This is a genomic window from Acidimicrobiales bacterium, from assembly GCA_035316325.1.
In the GTDB taxonomy this organism is placed as follows: domain Bacteria; phylum Actinomycetota; class Acidimicrobiia; order Acidimicrobiales; family VFJN01; genus DASXTK01.
On the sequence record DATHJB010000194.1, the window covers coordinates 1 to 18,857 of the forward strand.

The 18,857-nt window shown below is 73.7% G+C and carries 16 protein-coding genes; 8 read left to right on the plus strand and 8 right to left on the minus strand.

Going from position 1 to position 18,857, the window contains the following annotated elements:
* The 3 genes from VK611_25910 to VK611_25920 form a co-directional block, all read left to right on the plus strand.
* The coding region (locus VK611_25910; protein ID HMG44797.1) for an LPXTG cell wall anchor domain-containing protein at window positions 1–398 on the plus strand (398 nt) is incomplete at its 5' end.
* Entirely contained in the window at window positions 399–1,760 is a 1,362-nt protein-coding gene (locus VK611_25915; protein ID HMG44798.1) for an FAD-dependent oxidoreductase, read from the plus strand.
* Complete coding sequence (locus tag VK611_25920) at window positions 1,757–2,509, plus strand: glycosyltransferase family 2 protein (protein HMG44799.1); 753 nt, start codon at window positions 1,757–1,759, stop codon at window positions 2,507–2,509. The genes VK611_25915 and VK611_25920 overlap by 4 nt, the downstream gene beginning before the upstream one ends.
* Here the strand turns inward: VK611_25920 and VK611_25925 are convergent.
* From VK611_25925 to VK611_25935, 3 genes are all read right to left on the minus strand, one after another.
* Window positions 2,445–3,395: a sigma-70 family RNA polymerase sigma factor gene (locus VK611_25925; protein ID HMG44800.1), complete on the minus strand. Its 951-nt coding sequence runs from the start codon at window positions 3,393–3,395 to the stop codon at window positions 2,445–2,447. The genes VK611_25920 and VK611_25925 overlap by 65 nt on opposite strands.
* A gap of 81 nt (window positions 3,396–3,476) precedes the next feature.
* Complete coding sequence (locus VK611_25930) at window positions 3,477–7,703, minus strand: DUF2298 domain-containing protein (protein ID HMG44801.1); 4,227 nt, start codon at window positions 7,701–7,703, stop codon at window positions 3,477–3,479.
* A 12-nt stretch (window positions 7,704–7,715) separates the two neighbouring features.
* The gene (locus VK611_25935; protein ID HMG44802.1) at window positions 7,716–9,725 is read right to left on the minus strand and encodes a glycosyltransferase; all 2,010 of its coding nucleotides are present in this window, start codon (window positions 9,723–9,725) and stop codon (window positions 7,716–7,718) included.
* A gap of 215 nt (window positions 9,726–9,940) precedes the next feature.
* Here VK611_25935 and VK611_25940 point away from each other — a divergent pair, with 215 nt between their 5' ends.
* Window positions 9,941–11,836, plus strand: a complete 1,896-nt coding sequence (locus VK611_25940; GenBank protein ID HMG44803.1) for a hypothetical protein — start codon at window positions 9,941–9,943, stop codon at window positions 11,834–11,836.
* A 75-nt stretch (window positions 11,837–11,911) separates the two neighbouring features.
* Window positions 11,912–12,628 carry a glycosyltransferase gene (locus tag VK611_25945; protein ID HMG44804.1) on the plus strand — a complete coding sequence of 239 codons (717 nt, stop codon included), beginning with the start codon at window positions 11,912–11,914 and terminating at the stop codon, window positions 12,626–12,628.
* A gap of 3 nt (window positions 12,629–12,631) precedes the next feature.
* Here VK611_25945 and VK611_25950 read toward each other — a convergent pair whose 3' ends face one another.
* On the minus strand, window positions 12,632–12,811 hold the full coding sequence (locus VK611_25950; GenBank protein HMG44805.1) for a hypothetical protein: 180 nt from the start codon (window positions 12,809–12,811) through the stop codon (window positions 12,632–12,634).
* A gap of 59 nt (window positions 12,812–12,870) precedes the next feature.
* Window positions 12,871–13,371 carry a hypothetical protein gene (locus tag VK611_25955; protein ID HMG44806.1) on the minus strand — a complete coding sequence of 167 codons (501 nt, stop codon included), beginning with the start codon at window positions 13,369–13,371 and terminating at the stop codon, window positions 12,871–12,873.
* 98 nt (window positions 13,372–13,469) lie between these two features.
* Here VK611_25955 and VK611_25960 point away from each other — a divergent pair, with 98 nt between their 5' ends.
* Complete coding sequence (locus tag VK611_25960) at window positions 13,470–15,494, plus strand: PASTA domain-containing protein (protein HMG44807.1); 2,025 nt, start codon at window positions 13,470–13,472, stop codon at window positions 15,492–15,494.
* A gap of 480 nt (window positions 15,495–15,974) precedes the next feature.
* Here the strand turns inward: VK611_25960 and VK611_25965 are convergent, their stop codons facing one another.
* From VK611_25965 to VK611_25975, 3 genes are all read right to left on the minus strand, one after another.
* Window positions 15,975–16,370: an SCP2 sterol-binding domain-containing protein gene (locus tag VK611_25965; GenBank protein ID HMG44808.1), complete on the minus strand. Its 396-nt coding sequence runs from the start codon at window positions 16,368–16,370 to the stop codon at window positions 15,975–15,977.
* Window positions 16,371–16,445: 75 nt separating this feature from the next.
* Window positions 16,446–16,799: a hypothetical protein gene (locus VK611_25970; GenBank protein HMG44809.1), complete on the minus strand. Its 354-nt coding sequence runs from the start codon at window positions 16,797–16,799 to the stop codon at window positions 16,446–16,448.
* A gap of 76 nt (window positions 16,800–16,875) precedes the next feature.
* Window positions 16,876–17,520: a TetR family transcriptional regulator gene (locus VK611_25975; protein HMG44810.1), complete on the minus strand. Its 645-nt coding sequence runs from the start codon at window positions 17,518–17,520 to the stop codon at window positions 16,876–16,878.
* A gap of 73 nt (window positions 17,521–17,593) precedes the next feature.
* Here VK611_25975 and VK611_25980 point away from each other — a divergent pair, with 73 nt between their 5' ends.
* Both VK611_25980 and VK611_25985 read left to right on the plus strand, forming a co-directional pair.
* A complete protein-coding gene (locus tag VK611_25980) occupies window positions 17,594–17,899 on the plus strand; it encodes a 4Fe-4S dicluster-binding protein (GenBank protein ID HMG44811.1) in 306 nt (101 codons plus the stop codon).
* A gap of 52 nt (window positions 17,900–17,951) precedes the next feature.
* Window positions 17,952–18,698, plus strand: coding sequence for an alpha/beta fold hydrolase (locus VK611_25985; GenBank protein ID HMG44812.1), 747 nt, complete (start codon window positions 17,952–17,954; stop codon window positions 18,696–18,698).
* The last annotated feature ends 159 nt before the right edge of the window (window positions 18,699–18,857 follow it).

Genomic DNA, 18,857 nt, shown 5'->3' on the forward strand with positions numbered 1-18,857 from the left:
CCACGGCGACCCCCACGGTCAGTCCGACGCCCACGGCCACGGCAACTCCCACGGTCAGTCCGACGCCGACCGCCACGGCGACCCCCACGGTCAGTCCGACGCCCACGGCCACGGCAACCCCCACGGTCAGTCCGACGCCCACGGCCACGGCCACGCCGGGCCCCGACGGGCTGTTCAGCGCCCGCAGCGTCGAGCAGGAGGCGCCCACCACCACGGCGCCGATCGACCCCTGCCCGACGCCCACGGCTCCGACCACCACCGTCCCCGGCGACGGGGGTGAGCTGCCGAAGACCGGCACCGACAGCCGCGGCCTCGTGCTCCTGGGCCTCGCCCTGGTGGTCTCCGGCGGTGCGGTCGTCCTGACCGTCCACCGCGGCCGGCGTCGCGCCGAAGCCTGATTGACCGCCGCCTCCGCCGCCCGCGCCGACGTCGTCGTGATCGGCGCCGGGCCGTGCGGGCTCGGCTGCGTCCGTGAGCTGGCGCAGCTGGGGCGGGACGACGTCGTCGTCCTCGAGTCGGCCGACGGTCCGGGTGGCCTCGCCGCCTCCCGCACCGACCCGCAGGGCTTCACCTGGGACCGGGGCGGCCACGTCGTCTTCAGCCACCACGGCGAGTTCGACCGCCTGCTCGACGACGTGCTGGGCGACGAGGTCCTCCACCACGAGCGGTCGTCGTGGGTGCTGGCCGCCGGGACGTGGGTGCCGTACCCCTTCCAGAACAACCTGCACCGGCTGCCCCCCGATGTCGCCCACGAGTGCCTGGTCGGCCTGGTCACCGCGTCGAGGGATCGAGGCGCCGACACCGACTTCGCCACCTGGATCCGGGCCACGTTCGGCCCCGGCATCGAGCGCCACTTCATGGCCCCCTACAACGAGAAGGTGTGGGCCACCCCGCTCGACCGGATGAGCGCCGCCTGGATCGCCGAGCGGGTGAGCGTCGTCGACTGGCGTGACGCCCTGGCCACCGTCCTGCGCCGCACCGACGACGTCGCCTGGGGCCCCAACAACACCTTCGCCTTCCCGGCCGCGGGCGGGACCGGGGAGATCTGGCGGCGGGCGGCCGAGCCCTTCGACAGCGGCATCCGCTACGGCACCGCGGTCGCCTCGGTCGATGCCGAGGAGCGGGTCGTCCGCACCACCGACGGCGGTGGGTGGGCCTACGAGAGCCTGGTGTCGACGATGCCGCTCGACCGGCTCGTCGCCGCCGTGGTCGACTGCCCCGCCGAGGTGCGGGCGGCGGCCGCCTCGCTGGTGCACAACACGGTGCACGTGGTGGGGATCGGGTACGAGGCTCCCGTGACCGACGACCGGTCGTGGCTCTACTTCGCCGACCCCGACGTGCCCTTCTACCGGGCCACCAACTTCGCCAAGTACTCGCCGGCCAACGTGCCCGACGGCGACACCGCGCGCTACAGCTCGTGGATGTGCGAGGTGAGCTCGTCGCCGTGGCGCCCCCTGCCTCCGGAGGACCTGGGCGAGCGGGTGGAGGCGGCGCTGCGGGCCACCGGCGTGGTGTCGGGGACGCCCGGGGTCGCCTCGGTGCACGTCGACGAGGTGCCGTACGCCTACCCGGTGCCCACCCGCGACCGTGACGCCGCGCTGGCGGTCGTGCTGCCCTGGCTCGACGCCCGGGGCATCTACTCCCGGGGCCGCTTCGGTACCTGGCGCTACGAGGTCGGCAACATGGACCACGCCGTGAAGATGGGTGTGGACGTGGCCCGACGGATCGTCGCCGACGCCCCCGAGGAGCTGGTGGGATGACCGCGCCGGACCTCGAGCTCACCGTGGTCGTGCCGGTCTACGACGAGTCCGAGACCATCGAGGCCGTGGTGCGCGAGGTGGTCGTGGTGGCCGACGAGCTGGCGCCGGGGCGCTGCGAGGTCGTGGTGGTCGACGACGGGTCGACCGACGGGACGGGTGCGCTGGTCGACGTCCTGGCCGCCGAGCTGCCCGAGGTGCAGGTGGTCCACCAGGTGAACCGGGGGCACGGTCCGGCGCTGCTGGTGGGCTTCGACCGGGCCCGGGGTCGGTGGATCGGCCACCTCGACTCCGACGACCAGATCCCCGCCAAGGAGCTGGCGGGCCTGTGGTCGGAGCGTGCCGGGGCCGACCTGGTGCTGGGCGTGCGCACCGACCGCGACGACCCGCAGCACCGCCTGGTGCTGAGCGCCGTGGTGCGGCGGCTGGTGGGGCTCCTGGCGGGTCGACCCGTCCGTGACGCCAACGTCCCCTGCAAGCTGTTCCGGGCCGACCTGTGGGCCGAGGCGCGGCCGCTGCTGCCCGACGACGTGTTCGCACCGTCGATCGCCCTGGCACTCGTCGCCGCTCGCCAGGGCCACGTGATCCAGGAGGTGCCGGTCGCCCACCGGGCCCGCACCGCCGGGGCGTCCACCCTCCGCCCCCTGCGCCTCGCCCGGGCCGTCGCCACCGCCACCGGCCAGACGCTCACGCTGGCGTGGCGTCTCCGCCCTCGTCCGGGCTCGCCCCCGGGTCGCCGTCGTCCGGGCTGAGCACGGCCGCGGCGATGCGCCGCACCCGGTCGGGATCGGCGACGGCGTCGATCCCGACGATCCGGCCGCCGGTCACGGTGAAGCCCATCACCGCGAACGGCTCCCCCCGCACGATGACCACCACGCCGGCCATGCCGTTCACCCGGGCCGGGCGCAGGTCGGCATGCGGGTTCGAGAACGTGATCGCCTGGCGGGCCACAGCTGCCGCGCCGTGGAGCTCCTGCGACGACTCGGGCCGCCGGGCACCGAAGTCGGCCCGCAGCACCACGTCGGGGTCGAGCAGGGCGACGAGGGCGTCGAAGTCGCCGCCGCGGGCCGCCAGGAAGAAGGCGTCGACCACCTGCCGCTGACGGCCGACGTCGGGGTCCGGTGTCGGCACGTCGGCGCCGCCGACCCGTCGCCGGGCCCGGCTGGCGAGCTGCCGGGCCGCCGCCGGGGACCGGCCGACCATGGGCGCGATCTCGTCGAAGGGCAGCCGGAACATGTCGTGGAGCACGAAGGCGAGCCGCTCCGCCGGGGCCAGGGTGTCGAGCACCACGAGGAGGGCGAGGCCCACCGAGTCGGCGAGCAGCGCCTCCTCGTCGGGCTGGAGGGCGCCGCCACCCGGGTCGGGGGTGACGACGGGGTCGGGCAGGAGCGCGTCGAGGGGCGCCTCGCGGCGGGTCTGGCGCGACCGCAGCACGTTCAGGCACACGCGGGCGACGATCGTGGTCAGCCACCCGCCCAGGTTCTCGACGCCGTCCGTCCCGGCCCGGCTGAGGCGCAGCCACGTGTCCTGGACGGCGTCGTCGGCCTCGGTGAGCGAGCCGAGCATGCGGTAGGCCACCGCCCGGAGGTGGGTGCGGTGCTCCTCGAAGCGTTCGGCCAGCCACTCGTGCTCGTCCATCGGTCACATCTTTCCGTCGTCACGTCTCAACGAGGTGACCCCCCACGTACGACGAATGTGACCGGGAGCCCCACGAACCACTCACCCAGGGGTCGGCGCGGCGAGGTGGCGGGCGTCGATGCGGGCGAGGTGGCGGGCGATGCGGGCGTGGTCGACGCGGTAGATCACCCCGTCGGCGTGGCGGTAGGCGACCGAGAGCTCCGGCAGGTCGTCGAGGCCCTCGAGCGCCTCGGGGTCGCCCACCGCCCGCTCGATCGTGCCGACCACCACGTAGTCGGGTCGGTACGCGGCCAGCACCCGCAGCGCCGCCTCGGGGTCGGCGCCGGTGTAGAGCTCGGTCACCGCCGCCGACCGTTCCGCCACCGACTCGCCGTAGTCACGGCGCTGCTGCGTCTCGTGGAACTCCCAGCCCACGATCGTCGGCAGTCCGGTCGCCACCGACATCCGGGTCGCCCACGAGTACGACGGGCCGACCGCCTCGACGATCGTCTCGCCGCCCCGACCGTGCGCCCGCAACCACGTCACCAGCGGTTCGTCGGCGGTGACGTCGACGGGGGGCATCCCGGCGGCCTCGACCGGCAGCGGCGCCTGCCGTCGCAGCCAGGCCCGGCCGTCGAGCGTGAGGGGCCGGTCGGCGAAGCGGGCGTCGAGGCGCTCCGGGGTCGCCGACGGCCAGAAGGCCAGTACCGCCACGGCCACCACGGCGAGGCCCCCGAGGGCGATCCGCCGATGCCGGGTGGACCGCACCAGGTCGGTGGCGAGCACGGCGGCCCCGACGGCGAGCAGCGCCCAGGCGGTGAACCCGAACTTGAACACGGTGTTCTGCCGGTCGATGTCGTTGACGATGGTGACCACGTCGGGCCCGACCGCCAGCCCGGCGCCGGCCGCCACCAGCCCGCCGGCCAGGCCCCGACCCACGCGCCCGGCCCGGACGTCGACCACGGCGCTGACCAGGGTGGCGGCCACGACCGCGGCGCCGAGCGCCACGACCCACCCGTACAGCCCGGCCACCACCAGCAGCCCGCCGGCGGTCGCGGCGACGGCCCCGACCAGCCCGACCCGGTGCCGCAGCACGTGAGGCAGCTCGCCGGCCCGGGCCGCCCCGGCTCCCCGCCAGACGACGAACACCGCCGCCAGCCCCAGCGGTACCCCGAGTTGGAGCAGCAGCGACCCGAGCGGCGTGCGGGTGACGGATGCTGTGAACCCTCGGTCGAACACCTGCGTGGCCCGGGTGTAGGGCCACGGCAGCACGACGGCGGTCCCGGCCGCCACCGCGAGGTGCACCGCCCCGACCCGCCACCGCCGGGCGTGCGTCCGGTCGAGGGCGGAGCCGACGACCACGGCCGCGGTGGTGAGCACCGCCAGGGTCGGCAGGTCCCACGTGTGGCCGACCCGGGTCCACGCCAGCCCGATCCCGGCCAGCACCGCCAGCCCCAGCGCCGGGCCCTCGGCCGAGCGGCGGGTCGCCACGTAGGCGCACAGCACCGCCACCGTCGTGAGCAGGGCGGGAAGGGCGAGCAGGTGGGGGTGGGGGTCGCCGAAGAGGACGGTCCAGGCGGGGAACTCGTTGATGTCGGTGGTGCCGGAGTGAAGGCGGCTGGTGCCCCACCAGTCGAACTGGCCCGCCGGGTCGCCGGACAGGGCGTGCCCCGCCCGCTCCACCTGCTGCCGGACGGTGTCGAGGTTCCCCGCCACCAGCACCGCCCCGGCCGCCAGCAGGCCCACGCCGTTCCGAACCCGCCCGGCGGCAGCTCGTGCCAGACCCGCCCCGAGCGACCAGCTGGTGGCCGCGACCAGCGACGCCGCCGTGGCGACGGCCAGGTTGAGCGCCACCTCGGGTCGCAGCCCGAGGACCCTCGTGGGCACGGCCAGGCCGAACCAGCCGCCGTAGTAGTAGTTCATCGTGCCGCCGGAGAACCACGGGTCGGCCGGCGGCAGCGTCGACGACCGGGCGACCGACGTGAAGAACGCCGTGTCGAACGGCTTCTCGCCGCCGGTCGGGTGGAACCAGAGGTCCGGGTTGGCGGCCCGCAGCAGCAGCACGGCGGCGAACACCCCGACGGTGAGCAGCTCCACGGTCAGCAGCGCCCGGCGCTGGTCGCGGACGAGGGCCACGGCGTCGTGCCGCCACCGGGGCACGGCGAGGCCGGCGGCCAGGGCAGCGACGGTCGCCGCCGCGGCGGTCGTGCGGGAGAACCCCACGACGCCCCACGCCACCGCCGCCCACAGCGGCACGATCACGGCCATCGGCCCCAGCAGCTTGGCCAGGCCCAGGCCCCGGTCGGGCACGGCCCGGAACAGCCGGGTCACCCACGGCAGCGCCGCCAGGGCCGTCACCTCCCACCACAGGAACCACCACAGCCAGGGCGCCGGCGGGCCGCCAGGGAAGGCGTCGTCGAACGTGGGACCGTCGGCGCCGTCGTGACGCAGCTGGAGGCCGTTGGCGGAGGCGTCGCCGAGGGGGACGTGCACGGCCGCCGTCGCCCGGTCCGGCTGCAGCACGGTCAGGGCCCGCTCCGGCGAGAACTCCGGCGTCTTCCGCCAGATCCGCACGGTCGGGTGGTCGTAGACCCGGAAGGCCTCCTCGGAGCCGGTGTCGTCCAGGCGCACGCCGAGCAGCGACGGCCGGGTCTCGAAGGTGGCAACCGGCTCGAAGCCGAGGCTGCCGTCGTCGAGGCCCTGGTAGTAGCGGAGGACCGGGGCGTAGCGGCCGGGGATGCGCCCGACGGTGCCGGTGACCCGCTCGCTCGCCTCGACCACGTAGTCGATGCGGTCCAGCGACGCCGCCAGCGCCCGCACGTCGTCGGGGGTCTCGATGCCGAAGGGGTGGAGCGACTCGCTGCGGAAGTCCTTGGCGGCCGCCTCGGGCGAGGGCACCGGCAGCCCGTCGTCCCACTCCTGCACCGACAGCGTCGACCCGTCGGGTGCGTGCGCCACCAGCCACTCCGACGCCGCCAGCCGGGGGTGCTCCTGCGTCTCGACGCCATTGACGAACGCCAGCGCCCACACGACGGCGGCGGCGAGGAGCGCACTTCCCACGACCCGGGCGGCGCGGCCGGAGGCCGTGAGGAGCCGTGCCGCCCCGACCCCGGCCAGCGCCGCCAGCGCCGGGTACACGGGGAGGAGGTACCGCATGGCGGGGACGAACCGGGGTAGCACCAGCGCAGCGCCGAGGCCGATCCACCCGAGCACCAGCCACAGCGCCGGCGTGTCCCGGCGCCGCCGCCAGAGGGCCACCGCCCCGACGAGGGCGAGGACGGTGGCGGGGACGCCGAACCCGAACCGCACGAGGTGCCCCAGCGGCTCCAGCACCGGCACCCGGGCGGCCCACTGCACGTTCGGCGGCACGTCGCCGCCGTCCTGCATCCGCGCCAGCTCGTCCAACCCGTCGACCCACCGCCCGTCCAACCCCATCAGCCCGTCGAACGCGTACGGCTGGAGAACCCGGAACACCCCACCCGCGACGCCGGCGACGATCAGGCCGTCGACCACCACCGGCCGGAGCGCTCGCCCCACACGGCCCACCCAGCCGTCTCCCCGTTCCCGCCAGGCGGCGGCGAGCGAGGGGGCGCGGTGGGCGACGGCGGCGGCCACCACGACGGCGCCGACCGCCAGGCCGCTGACCTTGGCGGCCCCGGCCAGACCGACGGCCGCGCCGGCGAGGGCGAGCACGCGGCGGCTGGCCCCGCGGGCGACGTGCAGGGCGGCGACCAGGGCGAGGGCCGTGGCGAGCACCAGCATCGGCTCGACGACGAAGAACCGGGAGTGCTGGATCGCCAGCACGCAGGTGGCCCACACCAGGGCGGCCGCCAGCCCCGCCCGTCGGCCGCCCAACAGCCGGCCCAGCTCGAACACGACGAGCAGGGTGAGCATGTCGAGGAGGACCGACAGGAGCCGGCCGACCAGGACGTCGCCGTAGCCGCCGTCGAAGCGCGGCTCGCCGTCGTCGTCGAGCAGGTCGACCCCGAGCCGGTCGATCGCCCCGACCACGGCGTGGGCCGGCTGGTCCCCCTCGGCGGCCCCCCGGTGGAGCCACGTCGCCACGCCCTTGGTGAGGAACAGGGGAGCGGTGCCGTAGACGTAGGTCTCGTCGTGGTTGGCGGGGTTGAGCGGCGACCGGCGGCTGTCGAAGTACTCGCCCGGCCCGTCCGGTGCCGACACCTCGGCGCTGACCAGGGCGAGGTAGCGCTCGTCGGGGTGCAGGTGGGCGCCCCGGTCCCAGTCGAGGTTGACGAGGCGCAGCGCCCCGGCCAGCACGACCAGCAGCGCCAGCAGAACCGCGGTGGCCCGCCGCGACGGCTCCGTCACCCCCGGACCTCGCTACCGGTGGGGCACGTGCACGGCGGCGACGAGGCTGACGAACGTCCTCGTGTCGGGCGGGAGGTGCTCGTTGCGCCGGTCGACCCGGGCCAGGATCGTCCGCACCAGCCCGACGGCCCGGCCGCCCACCGAGCGGCCGCCGGCCCCGCCCGACAGCACCCCCCGCTCCACCAGCACCCGGCCCACCCCGTAGAGCAGGAGGTGCGTGAACGGGAGGGCGTGGTGCGTCTGCTCCTCCACCTCGTCGACCACGAACCCGGCGTCGACGAGGCGGGCCCGCAGGTGGTCGGGCCGGTAGAGGCGGACGTGGTTGGTCCAGATGCCGACGATCGGTCCCGACGTGATGGGACGCCGGCCGAGGCGTTCGAGCAGGCGGTTGATCGGGTCCCAGGCGAGTGGGAAGTCGGCGTGGGGCACGGTGACGACCAGCCGTCCGCCCGGCCGCAGCACCCGGTGCAGCTCGCGCAGCGCCCCGAGGTCGTCGTCCAGGTGCTCCAGGACCTCGGAGCACAGCACGGCGTCGAAGGCCCCGGTCCGCAGCGGCAGGTCGCGCAGGTCGGCCCGGGCGAGCGGCGATTCGACGCCGGTGGCCACGGCCCGGCCCAGCCGCTCGACCGACCGGTCGACGCCCACGGCCAGGGCGCCCGGCTCCGCCCGCTCGGCGACGTAGAGGACGTTGCCGAGCCCGGTGCCGGCGTCGAGCAGCCGTTCGCCGGGGGCGAGGGCGAGCCGTTCCACGGCCCAGCGGACCCGGCGCCGGTAGGCCATGTCGAGCTCATGGTCCAGCAGCCGGTCGACTGTGGATGTGGGCGTGGTGGGCGCTGTCGTCCTGGCCGGGGTCGCCGGTCGGGCGACCACGTCGTCGAGCAGCCGGCGGTACCGGGCGACGGCCGACGAGGGGTCGTAGAGGGCGGGGACGGCGGCGACCTCGTCGGCGAACTGGGCGGGGTCGTCGAGGACGCTGACGATCGCGTCGGCGAGGGCGGTCGGGTCCTCCGGCGGCACGAGGACGCCGGCGCCGGTCGACCGGACCACCGAGCGGGCCCCCGGGATGTCGGTGGCGACCAGGGGCGTCCCGCACAGCAGCGCCTCGATCTGCACGGCCGCGAAGCTGTCGGTGCGGGACGGCAGCACGAACACGTCGGCGGCGGCGTAGAAGGCGGCCAACCGCTGGCGGTCGCGCTGCAGGCCGAGGTCGACGAACGCGGGGCCGAGCGCCTCGACGAGCGGGGCGCAGCGTTGACTGAACCGCTCGTAGGCCACCGCCCGCTCGCCGGCGAACAGGAAGACGGCCTCGGGCCGCTTGGCCAGCACCTGCGGGGCGGCCCGCAGCAGGACGTCGAACCCCTTCTCCTCCACCCAGCGCCCGGCGAAGGCGACGATGGGCCGGTCCTCGAGGCCCAGCTCCTGCCGGAGGGCGGCCGCGGCGCCCGGCGCCGGGGGAGCGAAGGCGACCGGCGGGGCGATGGCGGTCGCCCGCTCGCCGGCCACGGCCGTGAGCGACCCGGCGATGTAGTCGACGTCGGGGGCGACCACCCGGTCGGCGCCTCGGAACGTCGACGCCAGCGTGCTGCGCATCAGCCGCTGGACCGCCTGGTTGAACCGGCCGGCCGGCATCACGACGTCGCCATGGTTGGTGACCACCAGCGGCCGACCGGCGAGGCGGCAGGCCCAACGGACGAGCCCGGCCTCGGCCATGGGGCTGTGCAGGTGCACGACGTCGTGCGCCCGGGCCAGCCGCAGGATCGCCGCCGGGAACCCCGGCATCGGCATGGTGCGACTGATCCGGCCCACGGTCCGTAGCCGGTGGACGTCGACACCCCCGACGACCTCCCGCCGCGCCAGCGCCGGATCGTGCCGGCTGGCCAGCACGCTCACCTCGGCCCCACCTTCGGCCAACCCCTCGGCGATGTGCCGGGCGAGCGCGGTCAGCCCGGTCCAATGCGGGTGGTAGTAGGTGAGAACGGTAAGCACCCGCAACGGCGGCCGGGCGGGGGTTCTCTCATCCATCTCGCGCAAGGGTGTGCTCACAGGCCTCCGCCCAGAGCGCCAAACAGTACCCCCACCCCACGCACCCCCCAGCCACCGACCGTGCCCGCCGCGACGGGTCGGGGACAGGACGCGCCCTAGGCTGCCGGCCCGCATGACCTGCCGCGTGCCCCGTCCGCCAGCCCCGTCGCCGTCGCTCCTGAACGGGTGGGTGTCGGGTGGTTGACGGGGTGGTCGTGGTCCTCTTGTTCCTGGACTGCGTGGTGGTGGGGGTGGGCGCCACCTATCTGGCGGGGGTTCCGCTGCGGTTCGAGGAGCGGGTGGCGGTCGGGGGGTTGTTGGGGGCGCTGGCGTTGGGGTTGGCGGGGTGGGCGTTGGCGGTGCCGTTGGGGTTCGACCTGACGAGCCTGACGCTGGCGGTCGTCGTCGTGAACCTGGGCTCCCTCGCCGGGTGGCGACGGGGGGCGCCCGACGTCAGGACCGACGCCGCCGACATGGTCCGTCGGGTCCGGCTTCCCTGGCGGGATCCCGAGAGCCTCCGGCCGCTCGTGGCCCTGCTCGCCGTCGCCTGGCCGCTGACGATCCGCATCTTCGCCCTGGCCTGGATCACGACACCCGACGGGGGGTTGGTGGCGGGCCACCTGTCGACCTGGGCCGACGGCGCCGCCCACCTCGCCTACGCCGGCGCCTTCGTCAGTGGCATCGACGGCGACTTCCCTCCCACCTCGCCGATCGCCGCCGGCGAACCGCTGCGCTACCACCTCCTGGCCGACTTCTTCGGCGCCCAGGTGTCGCTGCTCGGGGTGGAGCTTCCCTCGGCCCTCGCCCTGACCAGCGGCTTCCTGGCGCTGTCGTTCCCGGCCGTCGCCTACCTGTGCGGTGTGCGGCTGGTGGGCAGCCGCCACGCCGCCCTGCTGGGCGTGATCGTGTTCTGCGCCGGCGGCACCTTCGGCTTCGTCGGTCTGTTCGACGACATCCGCGCCCACGGGTTCGACACCCTGTGGCACCTGCCCCGGGACTACTCCCGCGACCCCGACTCCGGCCTGTGGATGGACAACCCGTCGCTGTCGTACCTGCACGCCCAGCGCAACGGCCTCTTCGGTCTTCCCCTCGGCCTGGCCGCCCTCACGCTGGTGTGGCGCGCCCTGCAGGAGCGCCGCCCGGCGGCTCTCACCGCGGCCGGCGTGCTGGTGGGTGCGGTGCCGCTCGCCAACGGGTTCGCCTTCGTCGTGGTCGTCGCGGTGGTGAGCGCCTGGGCGCTGCTGCTCGACCGGCACCAGCCGTGGTGGCGCTTCTACCTCCCTGCGCTCCTGTTGGGTGGACCGGTGGCCTGGTGGCTCCAGCCCCCGGAGTCGTCGGTGCGGTGGCTGCCGTGGTGGATGGCCGACGACGGCGTCGGCGACTGGCTCTGGTTCTGGTTCCGCAACGCCGGTCCCTTCCTCCTGCTCCTCGTGGTCGCCTGCGTCTGGCGGGGGACGGTGCGCACCGGGTTCGTGAAGGCGTTCCTGCCGCTGTGGCTGCTGTGGCTGGTCCCGAACTTCGTGGCCTTCCACCCGTGGGAGTGGAACAACACCAAGTACTTCGCCTTCTGGCAGCTCCTCGGGGCCTTCCTCGTCGGGGCGCTGCTGGTCCGTCTCGTCCGCACGGCCCGAGGCCCCGGCCTGGCCCTCGCCGCCGTAGCCCTCCTCACCCTGTGCCTGTCCGGCGTCCTCGATCTCTTCCGGGCGACCGACGAGGCCGCGGCCATCCCCTGGACCACTGCCGACGGGCTGGCCGTGGCCCGCTGGGTGCACGACGAGCTGCCCCGTGACGCCGTCCTGGCCGTGGCCCCGACCAACACCCAGCCGGTGACGTCGCTGTCCGGCCATGCGGTGCTGTCCGGCTACCCCGGGTGGACGTTCGACATCGGCGTACCCGACTGGGCGGTCCGGGCCGACGACGAGCGGACGATCCTCCGCGGCGGCGACGCCGGACTCGAGCTGGCCCGGGACCGTGACGTCGACTACGTGGTGATCGGCCCGCTGGAGCGACTGCCCGACGTCGGTGCCGACGAAGCCTGGTGGGCGCAGCACACCGATCCCGTGTTCCGCTCCGGCGACTGGGCGATCTACCCGGTCGCCGTCACGTCCTGACCCGTCCACGACACGTCCTAAGGTGAGTGCCCACCGCTCACAGTGGCCGCCGCGACCGAGGGAAGGACCGCCAGAGTGCCGACCCGGACCCGGTCGTTGGTCATCCCGATGCGCAACGAGGCCTCCCGCATCGGCCGCGCCCTCGAGATCCTCGTGGAGTCGGGCCTGTGCGACGACCGCCTCGAGCTCCTGCTCGTCGACGACGGCAGCACCGACAGCACCGCCGAGGTGGCCGAGGCCGTGATCGCCGGCCACGGGTTGTTGGGCAAGGTGCTGCGCCAGGGCGTCAACCGGGGCAAGGGAGTGGCGGTCCGCGAGGGCCTCCTCCAGGCGACGGGAGCGACACGGGTGTTCGTCGACGCCGACCTCCCGGTGGCCCCGGACGACGTCGAGCGCTGCTTCGTGACCCTGGAGGACGGCGAGGCCGACGTCGTCTACGGCACGAGGGCGCACCCCGACAGCCGTGTCCTCCGCCGCCAGCCCGTGCTGCGGGTGGCGGCCAGCCGGGCCTTCAGCCTGTGGCTGCGGGCCCTCGGCCTGGCCGAAGACCCCGACACCCAGTGCGGGCTGAAGGGCGTCACCGCGGAGGCAGCCACGCTGGTGGTCGCACCGCTGGTGACCGAGGGCTACGCCTTCGACGTCGAGCTGCTCACCCGCGCCGACCGCGCCCGCCTGCAGGTGACTCCTGTGCCGGTCCAGTGGTCGCACGTCGCCGCCGGCAACGTGCTGCCTCTCCGCGACGGTCTCGCTGCCGCCCGCGCCGCCTGGCGCATCCGCTCGCTCCTCCGTTAGCCGCTACGGCGAGCGCCCCGAGGCCGCGGACATCTCGGCCCGCACGCGCTCGCGGGCGGTGCTGGTGAGCTTCAACGAGAAGCGATCCAACAGGTCGAAGCACTGGGCCAGAGCGCGGGCATCCGTAGGGATGTCGAGCCGTTCGATGGCATCGGCGAGCGTGTGCAGGGTGTGATCCGTCATGCCGTCGATCGTACATGTGTTCGTATTCGCCCGCTAGGGGAAAGTCGAGCGAATCCGGGCTAGATCACGTCGAAGCACCAGGAGACGGCGCGGCTGTCGCCGGGACCGGTGGACAGCTCGTACACCGTGGCCTGGGCGCAGATGTTGCCCACCGGCAGCGCCTCCATGACCTTGTCCGGCCCCGGCGTGAACTGGACCGTGTTGAGCGCATCGTTGACGACGAGGTCGGCGGCGGGGATGGCGACCCCGTCGATCACCAGCGTCCCGGACCACCCGGGCGCCAGGTCGATGCCGACGGAGCCCTGCTGGACGACCTGGGTGTCGCGCCCGGGCAGCAGCCGCTCCACGAAGGCGCTGGTGCCGCCCGACGCCACGACGCCGTCGTCGTCGTCACCACTCGAGGTCGACAGGTAGGCGACGACGAGCGCCCCCACCGCCAGGGTCACGAGCACCGACGCCAGGATCTTGAAGCGGGTGCTGTAGAGGGGCGGCGGCGACTTCCCGTTGCTCTGGGGAGAACCGCTGGCCGGTGGCTTGGTGGGGGGAACAGTCGAGGACACGCGGCTCCAGTCTCTACTCCACCGCCCGGCGAGTGGTCGAGCCGATGGGTTCTGCGGCGGACACCCAAGTACTCTGGGCGGTCGTGGTCATGTCACACATGACCGAGCATGTCGGTCGAGTGGTGGGCGGGCGATACAGGCTCCTCGCTCCGCTGGGATCAGGCGCATCGGCCGAGGTCTACCTCGCCGACGACGTGCGCCTCCGCCGTCGCGTCGCCGTGAAGATCCTCCACTCGGCCCTCGCCGAGGACGAGGCCTTCCTCCGCCGCTTCCGCGCCGAGGCCCGGGCCGCTGCGGCGCTGAGCCACCCGAACATCCTCGCCATCTTCGACTGGAACGGCGACGAGGTGCCGCCGTACATCGTCACCGAGTTCCTGAGCGGCGGCAGCCTGCGCTCCATGCTCGACGCCGGCAACCCCCTCACGCCGTCGCAGGCCCTGCTCGTGGGCCTCAGTGCGGCACAGGCGCTCGACCGGGCGCACAAGCAGGGCTTCGTCCACCGCGACATCAAGCCCGCCAACCTGCTCTTCGGTGGCGACGCCCGCCTGCGCGTCGCCGACTTCGGCCTGGCCCGCGCCATCGCCGAGGCCGGGTGGACCGAGCCGACCGGCGCGGTGCTGGGCACGGCCCGCTACTCGTCGCCCGAGCAGGCCCGAGGCGAACCGCTCGACGGCAAGAGCGACGTCTACTCGCTGGCCCTCGTGTTGGTGGAGGCGGTGACGGGCCTCGTCCCCTTCACGCTCGACACCACCATCGGCACGCTGATGGCCCGCCTCGACCGCCCGCTCGAGGTCCCCGAGGAGCTCGACGCCCTCGCTCCCGTCGTCGCCCTGGCCGGCCAGCTCGACCCCGCCCAGCGCCCCGACGCCGCCACGCTGGCCCAGGAGCTGATCGACGCCGCCAACGACCTGCCCCGCCCGGAGCCCCTCGTCCTGGTGGGGGCCAGCACGGCTGCGGCCGCCAACGGCGCCGGCCCCGCCGTCGAGGACGAGCGGGACCGCACGGTCCTCCACGGGGCGATCGATCCCGCCGACACCACGGCACCCCAGCCCCTCCCGGCGCCCCAGGGTCCGCCGCCGCCGATCGTGCCGGGCGTCCCGGTCGCTCCCGGCGCGCCCGCACCCGCGGCCCCCGGCTCCGGCCACAGCGGCCCCGCCCACATGCAGGGCCACCCGTCCGGCCCGCTGCCGCCCCCGCCCCGCCTGGCGCCCACCGCCCGCGCCGACCGCGCCCGCAAGGTCCTCATCGGCGTGGTCGCCGCCGTCGCCGCCGTGGCCCTCGGCGTGGCTGTCACGCTGGTCGTCACCCAGCAGCTCCGCCCGACCCACGTGGTGCCCGAGGCGCTCATCGGCATCCCCAAGGCCGAGGTGACCGAGCACGTCGGCGACTTCGGCTGGAAGATCAGCTACGAGGAGATCGACCACGACCAGCCCGCCGGCACGGTGCTCGACACCCGCCCCAAGGTGGGCAGCAAGCTCCGCGAGGGCGAACGGCTGACCGTGGTCGTGTCGAAGGGCCCGCCGCTGGTGACGGTCCCCAGCTCCGACGACCTGCGGGGCCTCACCCGCGAGCAGGCCACCGAGGTGCTGGGCGGGTCGGGCATCGGGCTGGTCCCCGAGTTCGTCGACACGCCGCACGAGGAGATCGAGAAGGACCACGTGATCGGGTTCGCCGCCGACACCCCGGCGGAGCTCCCGGCGGGCGCCACCGTGGAGGTGGAGGTCTCCAGCGGCCCGTCGGGTCCCGAGATCGCCGACGTCACCGGCTGGGAGGCCGAGGAGGCCGCCGAGGAGCTGGAGGACGACGGCTTCCAGGTCGACTTCCGGGGCGAGGCCAACGACGAGCAGGATTCGGGCAACGTGCTGCGCAGCGAGCCGGCCGCGGGGGAGCGTGCCGCAGAGGGCTCGACGGTGGTGCTCGTGGTGGCGCAGGGTGACAACGTCGAGGTGCCCGACATCGTGGGCAAGCGTCTCCGCCGGGTGCGGGACATGCTCGAATCCCGCGGCCTGTCGGTCGGCAGCATCAGCGGATCGGACTCCGACGACTCGATGGTGATCGGTTCGTTCCCGTGGCCGGGCACGCAGGTCCCGCAGGGCAGCACCGTCGACCTGACGGTCTTCTGACGAAAATGTCGGTGACGGCTGGGTTCCGCCAGGGAAAACGGCCTATATTTCCGCCACTTTGCGCACCCGACTTGACCAAGGAGTCAACGCAGGGCACCCTGCTAGTGGTTGCGGGTGCAAGTGCTGCGGAAAAACCAAGCTGTACCTGCGTTTGTGAGGTTTGAGAAGGCTCTACGCTGGCTACGAAAGAAGAACTCGCAAACCTGCCCCGGCTATGTCACACATAGCTCTCTGCATCGGTTACACTACTGAGCGTGCCGGGCTCGCTGGGGCGGTAAGCCGGACGCGGTGTTCCCCAGCCGCCGCGATGAGGCTGCCGCCCCAGCCAGCTCGGCACTCTTAACGTCTCCCCTTCGGGGGAGACGTCTCGCGTCCGGGCCCGGTTGCCGACCGCGCGGCGTGGCCGACCACCGGCCCCGGGACGCGGGAGAGGGCGCCCGAAGGCGCCCTCTCGACCAGCTGGAGCAACTGCCCGTGACGTCAGGGAGCGGTGATCTCCTGGATCTTCTTGGTGAGCTCCGGGTCGGGCGTACCCGACTGCAGGGCGAGCGCCTTGGTCATGTCGCCCTGGAGCTTGATCTTCCCGGCCATGAACGCCTGCATGGCGGCCTGCGGGTCGGCGTCGACCATCATCGCCTTGGCGGTGACGAAGTCGAGCGTGACGGTCACGTCGGGCCCCTCGAGGTGACCGAAGTCCATGTCGACCTCACCGCTGGTGGAGTCCATGTGGGCTTCGACAGTGCCCTCGCCGAACGGGACGTCGGTGATGACGAGGTTCATCTTCACGGGCGCGCCGGCGGAGCCTTGGCCACCCGCCTCTTCACGGAGCTTGCGCGCCGCAGCTACCCATTCGTCGGACAGGAACTGGTATGCCACAGGATTTTCCTCCCTGTACGTCAGCTGGCGCGCATCGTATCCCGTTCTTGCAGCGCGGGTGCAACGACTCGGGGGTCAACCCGCAGTAGTGGTGGTGGTGCTCTCCGTCGTCTCGCCTTCGGCCGTCGTGTCCGTGGTCTCGGACTCCGGCGCGGGCTCGCCCGACAGGCACTGGTCGAGGATCGGGGTGATCTTCTCGTTGATCGCGTCGGGGATGTCGGCCTCTTCGCTGGCGCCGGCGAGGTCGTTCAACTCGTCCTGGGTGAGCTCGCCGGCGATCTGCCCGGCGCAGTCGTCGGCCTGGGCCTCCGTCGCTCCGGCGTCGACGAGCACCTCGCTGACGTCGGACTCGTTGGCGTCCTTCTCTCCGCAGGCGCCCAGCACGAGGACGGCGACGATCAGGGATGCGGCAAGGATGGGTCGAGGCACGGCCAGCGAGGCTATCGCCAACCAGGTGGGGGACTGTCAACGCGGGCCGGCGGACCAGGCCGGCGGCCCGCAGCCGTCAGGCCGACTTGGGCCTCAGCGCCTGCTTGACCGACTGGATCGCCGTGCGCTCGTCGGAGGTCAGGATGCGCACCACCAGGCGGGCGACGTAGTTGGCCAGCTCGTCGAGGCCCAGGTCGACGCGGCCGGTGCGGTGGAAGTGGCTGAACTGGCCCACCGCGCCGACGACGGCGAGGGCGAGCAGGTCGGCGTCGTCGTCCTTGGTGATCGTGCCGTCGGCCTGCCCGGCGAGGATCAGCGCCTTCACGTCGCCCAGGTGCTGCTCGGTGCCCTGGCGCAGGGCGGCGGCCACGCTGCGGGCCTCGACCTCGAGCAGCGAGAAGAACGAGGCGTGCTCGGCCATGAAGCGGACGCTGGCGACGGTGCCCTGGGCGACGCGGGTGAGCGCCGGCGCATGGCGGTCCATGGCGGCCCGCTGGGTGCGCCGCAGCTTGTGGCGGATGTCCTCGGCGAGCTCGCTGAAGAGCGCTTCCTTGTTCTCGAAGTACCAGTAGAAGAGGCCCTTGGCGACACCGGCGGCGTCGACGATGTCGACCACCCGCGTCGACGCGTAGCCCTGCTCGGCGAAGAGCGACGCGGCCGCGTCGAAGAGCTGCTGCTTCCGTTCGATGCCCTGTGCAGTGAGCTGGCGTGTGCTGGTCATGGCTCGTTACCGGTCGCCCAGTGTTCCGCGGCTTGACCCGTGGGTCAACATTCCCACGCTACCCTTTCGCCTCATGGGGGCTGCGACACGAGCCGAGCGACTGACCTCCCGTGAGCGCAACCCGAAGTGGCAGAACGTCCCGCTGCGCATCGACATGGACATCTGCATCAACTGCGACACGTGCATCCGGCACTGCCCGCCGCAGTTCGGCGCCATCTTCAACTTCGGGATGGACGTGGTGATCGTGCCCGAGCTGTGCTCCGGGTGCGGGAAGTGCCTCGACCCCTGCCCGGTCGACTGCATCTACGACGACCCCGAGTGGGAGGCCGCCCCAATCGACTGGTGGGAGCTCCCGGCCAGGGACGACCCCTACCGGTAGCCAGATCGCGGCTTCCGGTAGCGGCGTTCGCCGACCGGTAGCGTCGCTCGGCATGAGCGCTGAGCTGAGTGGATGCGAGCCGCTGTCGGCGGCCGGTGGGGCGAGCGGGGTGCTGGTGCTGCACGGGTTCACCGGCTGTCCCCAGTCGATGCGGCCGCTGGCCCAGGCGTTCGCGGCGGCGGGCTTCACCGTGGAGCTGCCGCTGCTGCCGGGGCACGGCACCACGGTCGACGACATGATCGCCACCGGCTGGGCCGACTGGACCGCGGCCGCCGAGGCTGCCTACGTGGATCTGGCGGGAAGGTGCGACTCGATGGTCGTCGCCGGCCTGTCGATGGGCGGTGCCCTGGCGTTGTGGCTGGGCGGTCGGCACCCCGAGATCGCCGGGCTCGTGTGCGTGAACCCGGTGGTCGACGTGGCGTCGGAGCTCGTGGAGGGGGTGCGGGCGATGATCGACGCCGGCGCGGACCGCATCGAGGGCATCGGGGGCAACATCGCCAAGCCCGGCGTCGAGGAGGCCGCCTACGACGCCGCGCCGCTCGGGCCGCTGCTGTCGCTGGCCGAGGGGACGGGGGCGCTCCAGGGCGACCTGGGGAAGGTCACCAGCCCGCTGCTGCTCTTCAACAGCCCGCAGGACCACGTCGTGCCGCCCGCGAACGGCGACCTGGTGGCAGGTGGGGTCGCCGGCCCGGTGGAGCGGGTCACGCTGGAGCGCAGCTACCACGTCGCCACCCTCGACTACGACGCCGACCTCATCGAACAGCAGGCCGTCGCCTTCGCCCAGCGGGTCACGGGCTGACGGCCGGCGGCGGCGGTGTCGTCGGGGGGCTGGTCGCCGTGGTGGAGGCCGAAGGGTTGACCTCGGCCGGTGCCAGCGCCATCGCCGTGATCGACACCGGCTGCCCGTCCTCGAGGTGCTGCACCTCGATGGTGATCACCTTCCCCGGCGCCGGATCGG

Excerpts from the sequence above, each read along its gene's own strand:
- VK611_25920 (HMG44799.1), top strand. The coding sequence starts at position 1,757 with ATGACCGCGCCGGACCTCGAGCTCACCGTGGTCGTGCCGGTCTACGAC.
- VK611_25925 (HMG44800.1), bottom strand. The coding sequence starts at position 3,395 with ATGGACGAGCACGAGTGGCTGGCCGAACGCTTCGAGGAGCACCGCACC.
- VK611_25935 (HMG44802.1), bottom strand. The coding sequence starts at position 9,725 with ATGGATGAGAGAACCCCCGCCCGGCCGCCGTTGCGGGTGCTTACCGTT.
- VK611_25950 (HMG44805.1), bottom strand. The coding sequence starts at position 12,811 with ATGACGGATCACACCCTGCACACGCTCGCCGATGCCATCGAACGGCTC.
- VK611_25960 (HMG44807.1), top strand. The coding sequence starts at position 13,470 with ATGACCGAGCATGTCGGTCGAGTGGTGGGCGGGCGATACAGGCTCCTC.
- VK611_25975 (HMG44810.1), bottom strand. The coding sequence starts at position 17,520 with ATGACCAGCACACGCCAGCTCACTGCACAGGGCATCGAACGGAAGCAG.
- VK611_25980 (HMG44811.1), top strand. The coding sequence starts at position 17,594 with ATGGGGGCTGCGACACGAGCCGAGCGACTGACCTCCCGTGAGCGCAAC.
- VK611_25985 (HMG44812.1), top strand. The coding sequence starts at position 17,952 with ATGAGCGCTGAGCTGAGTGGATGCGAGCCGCTGTCGGCGGCCGGTGGG.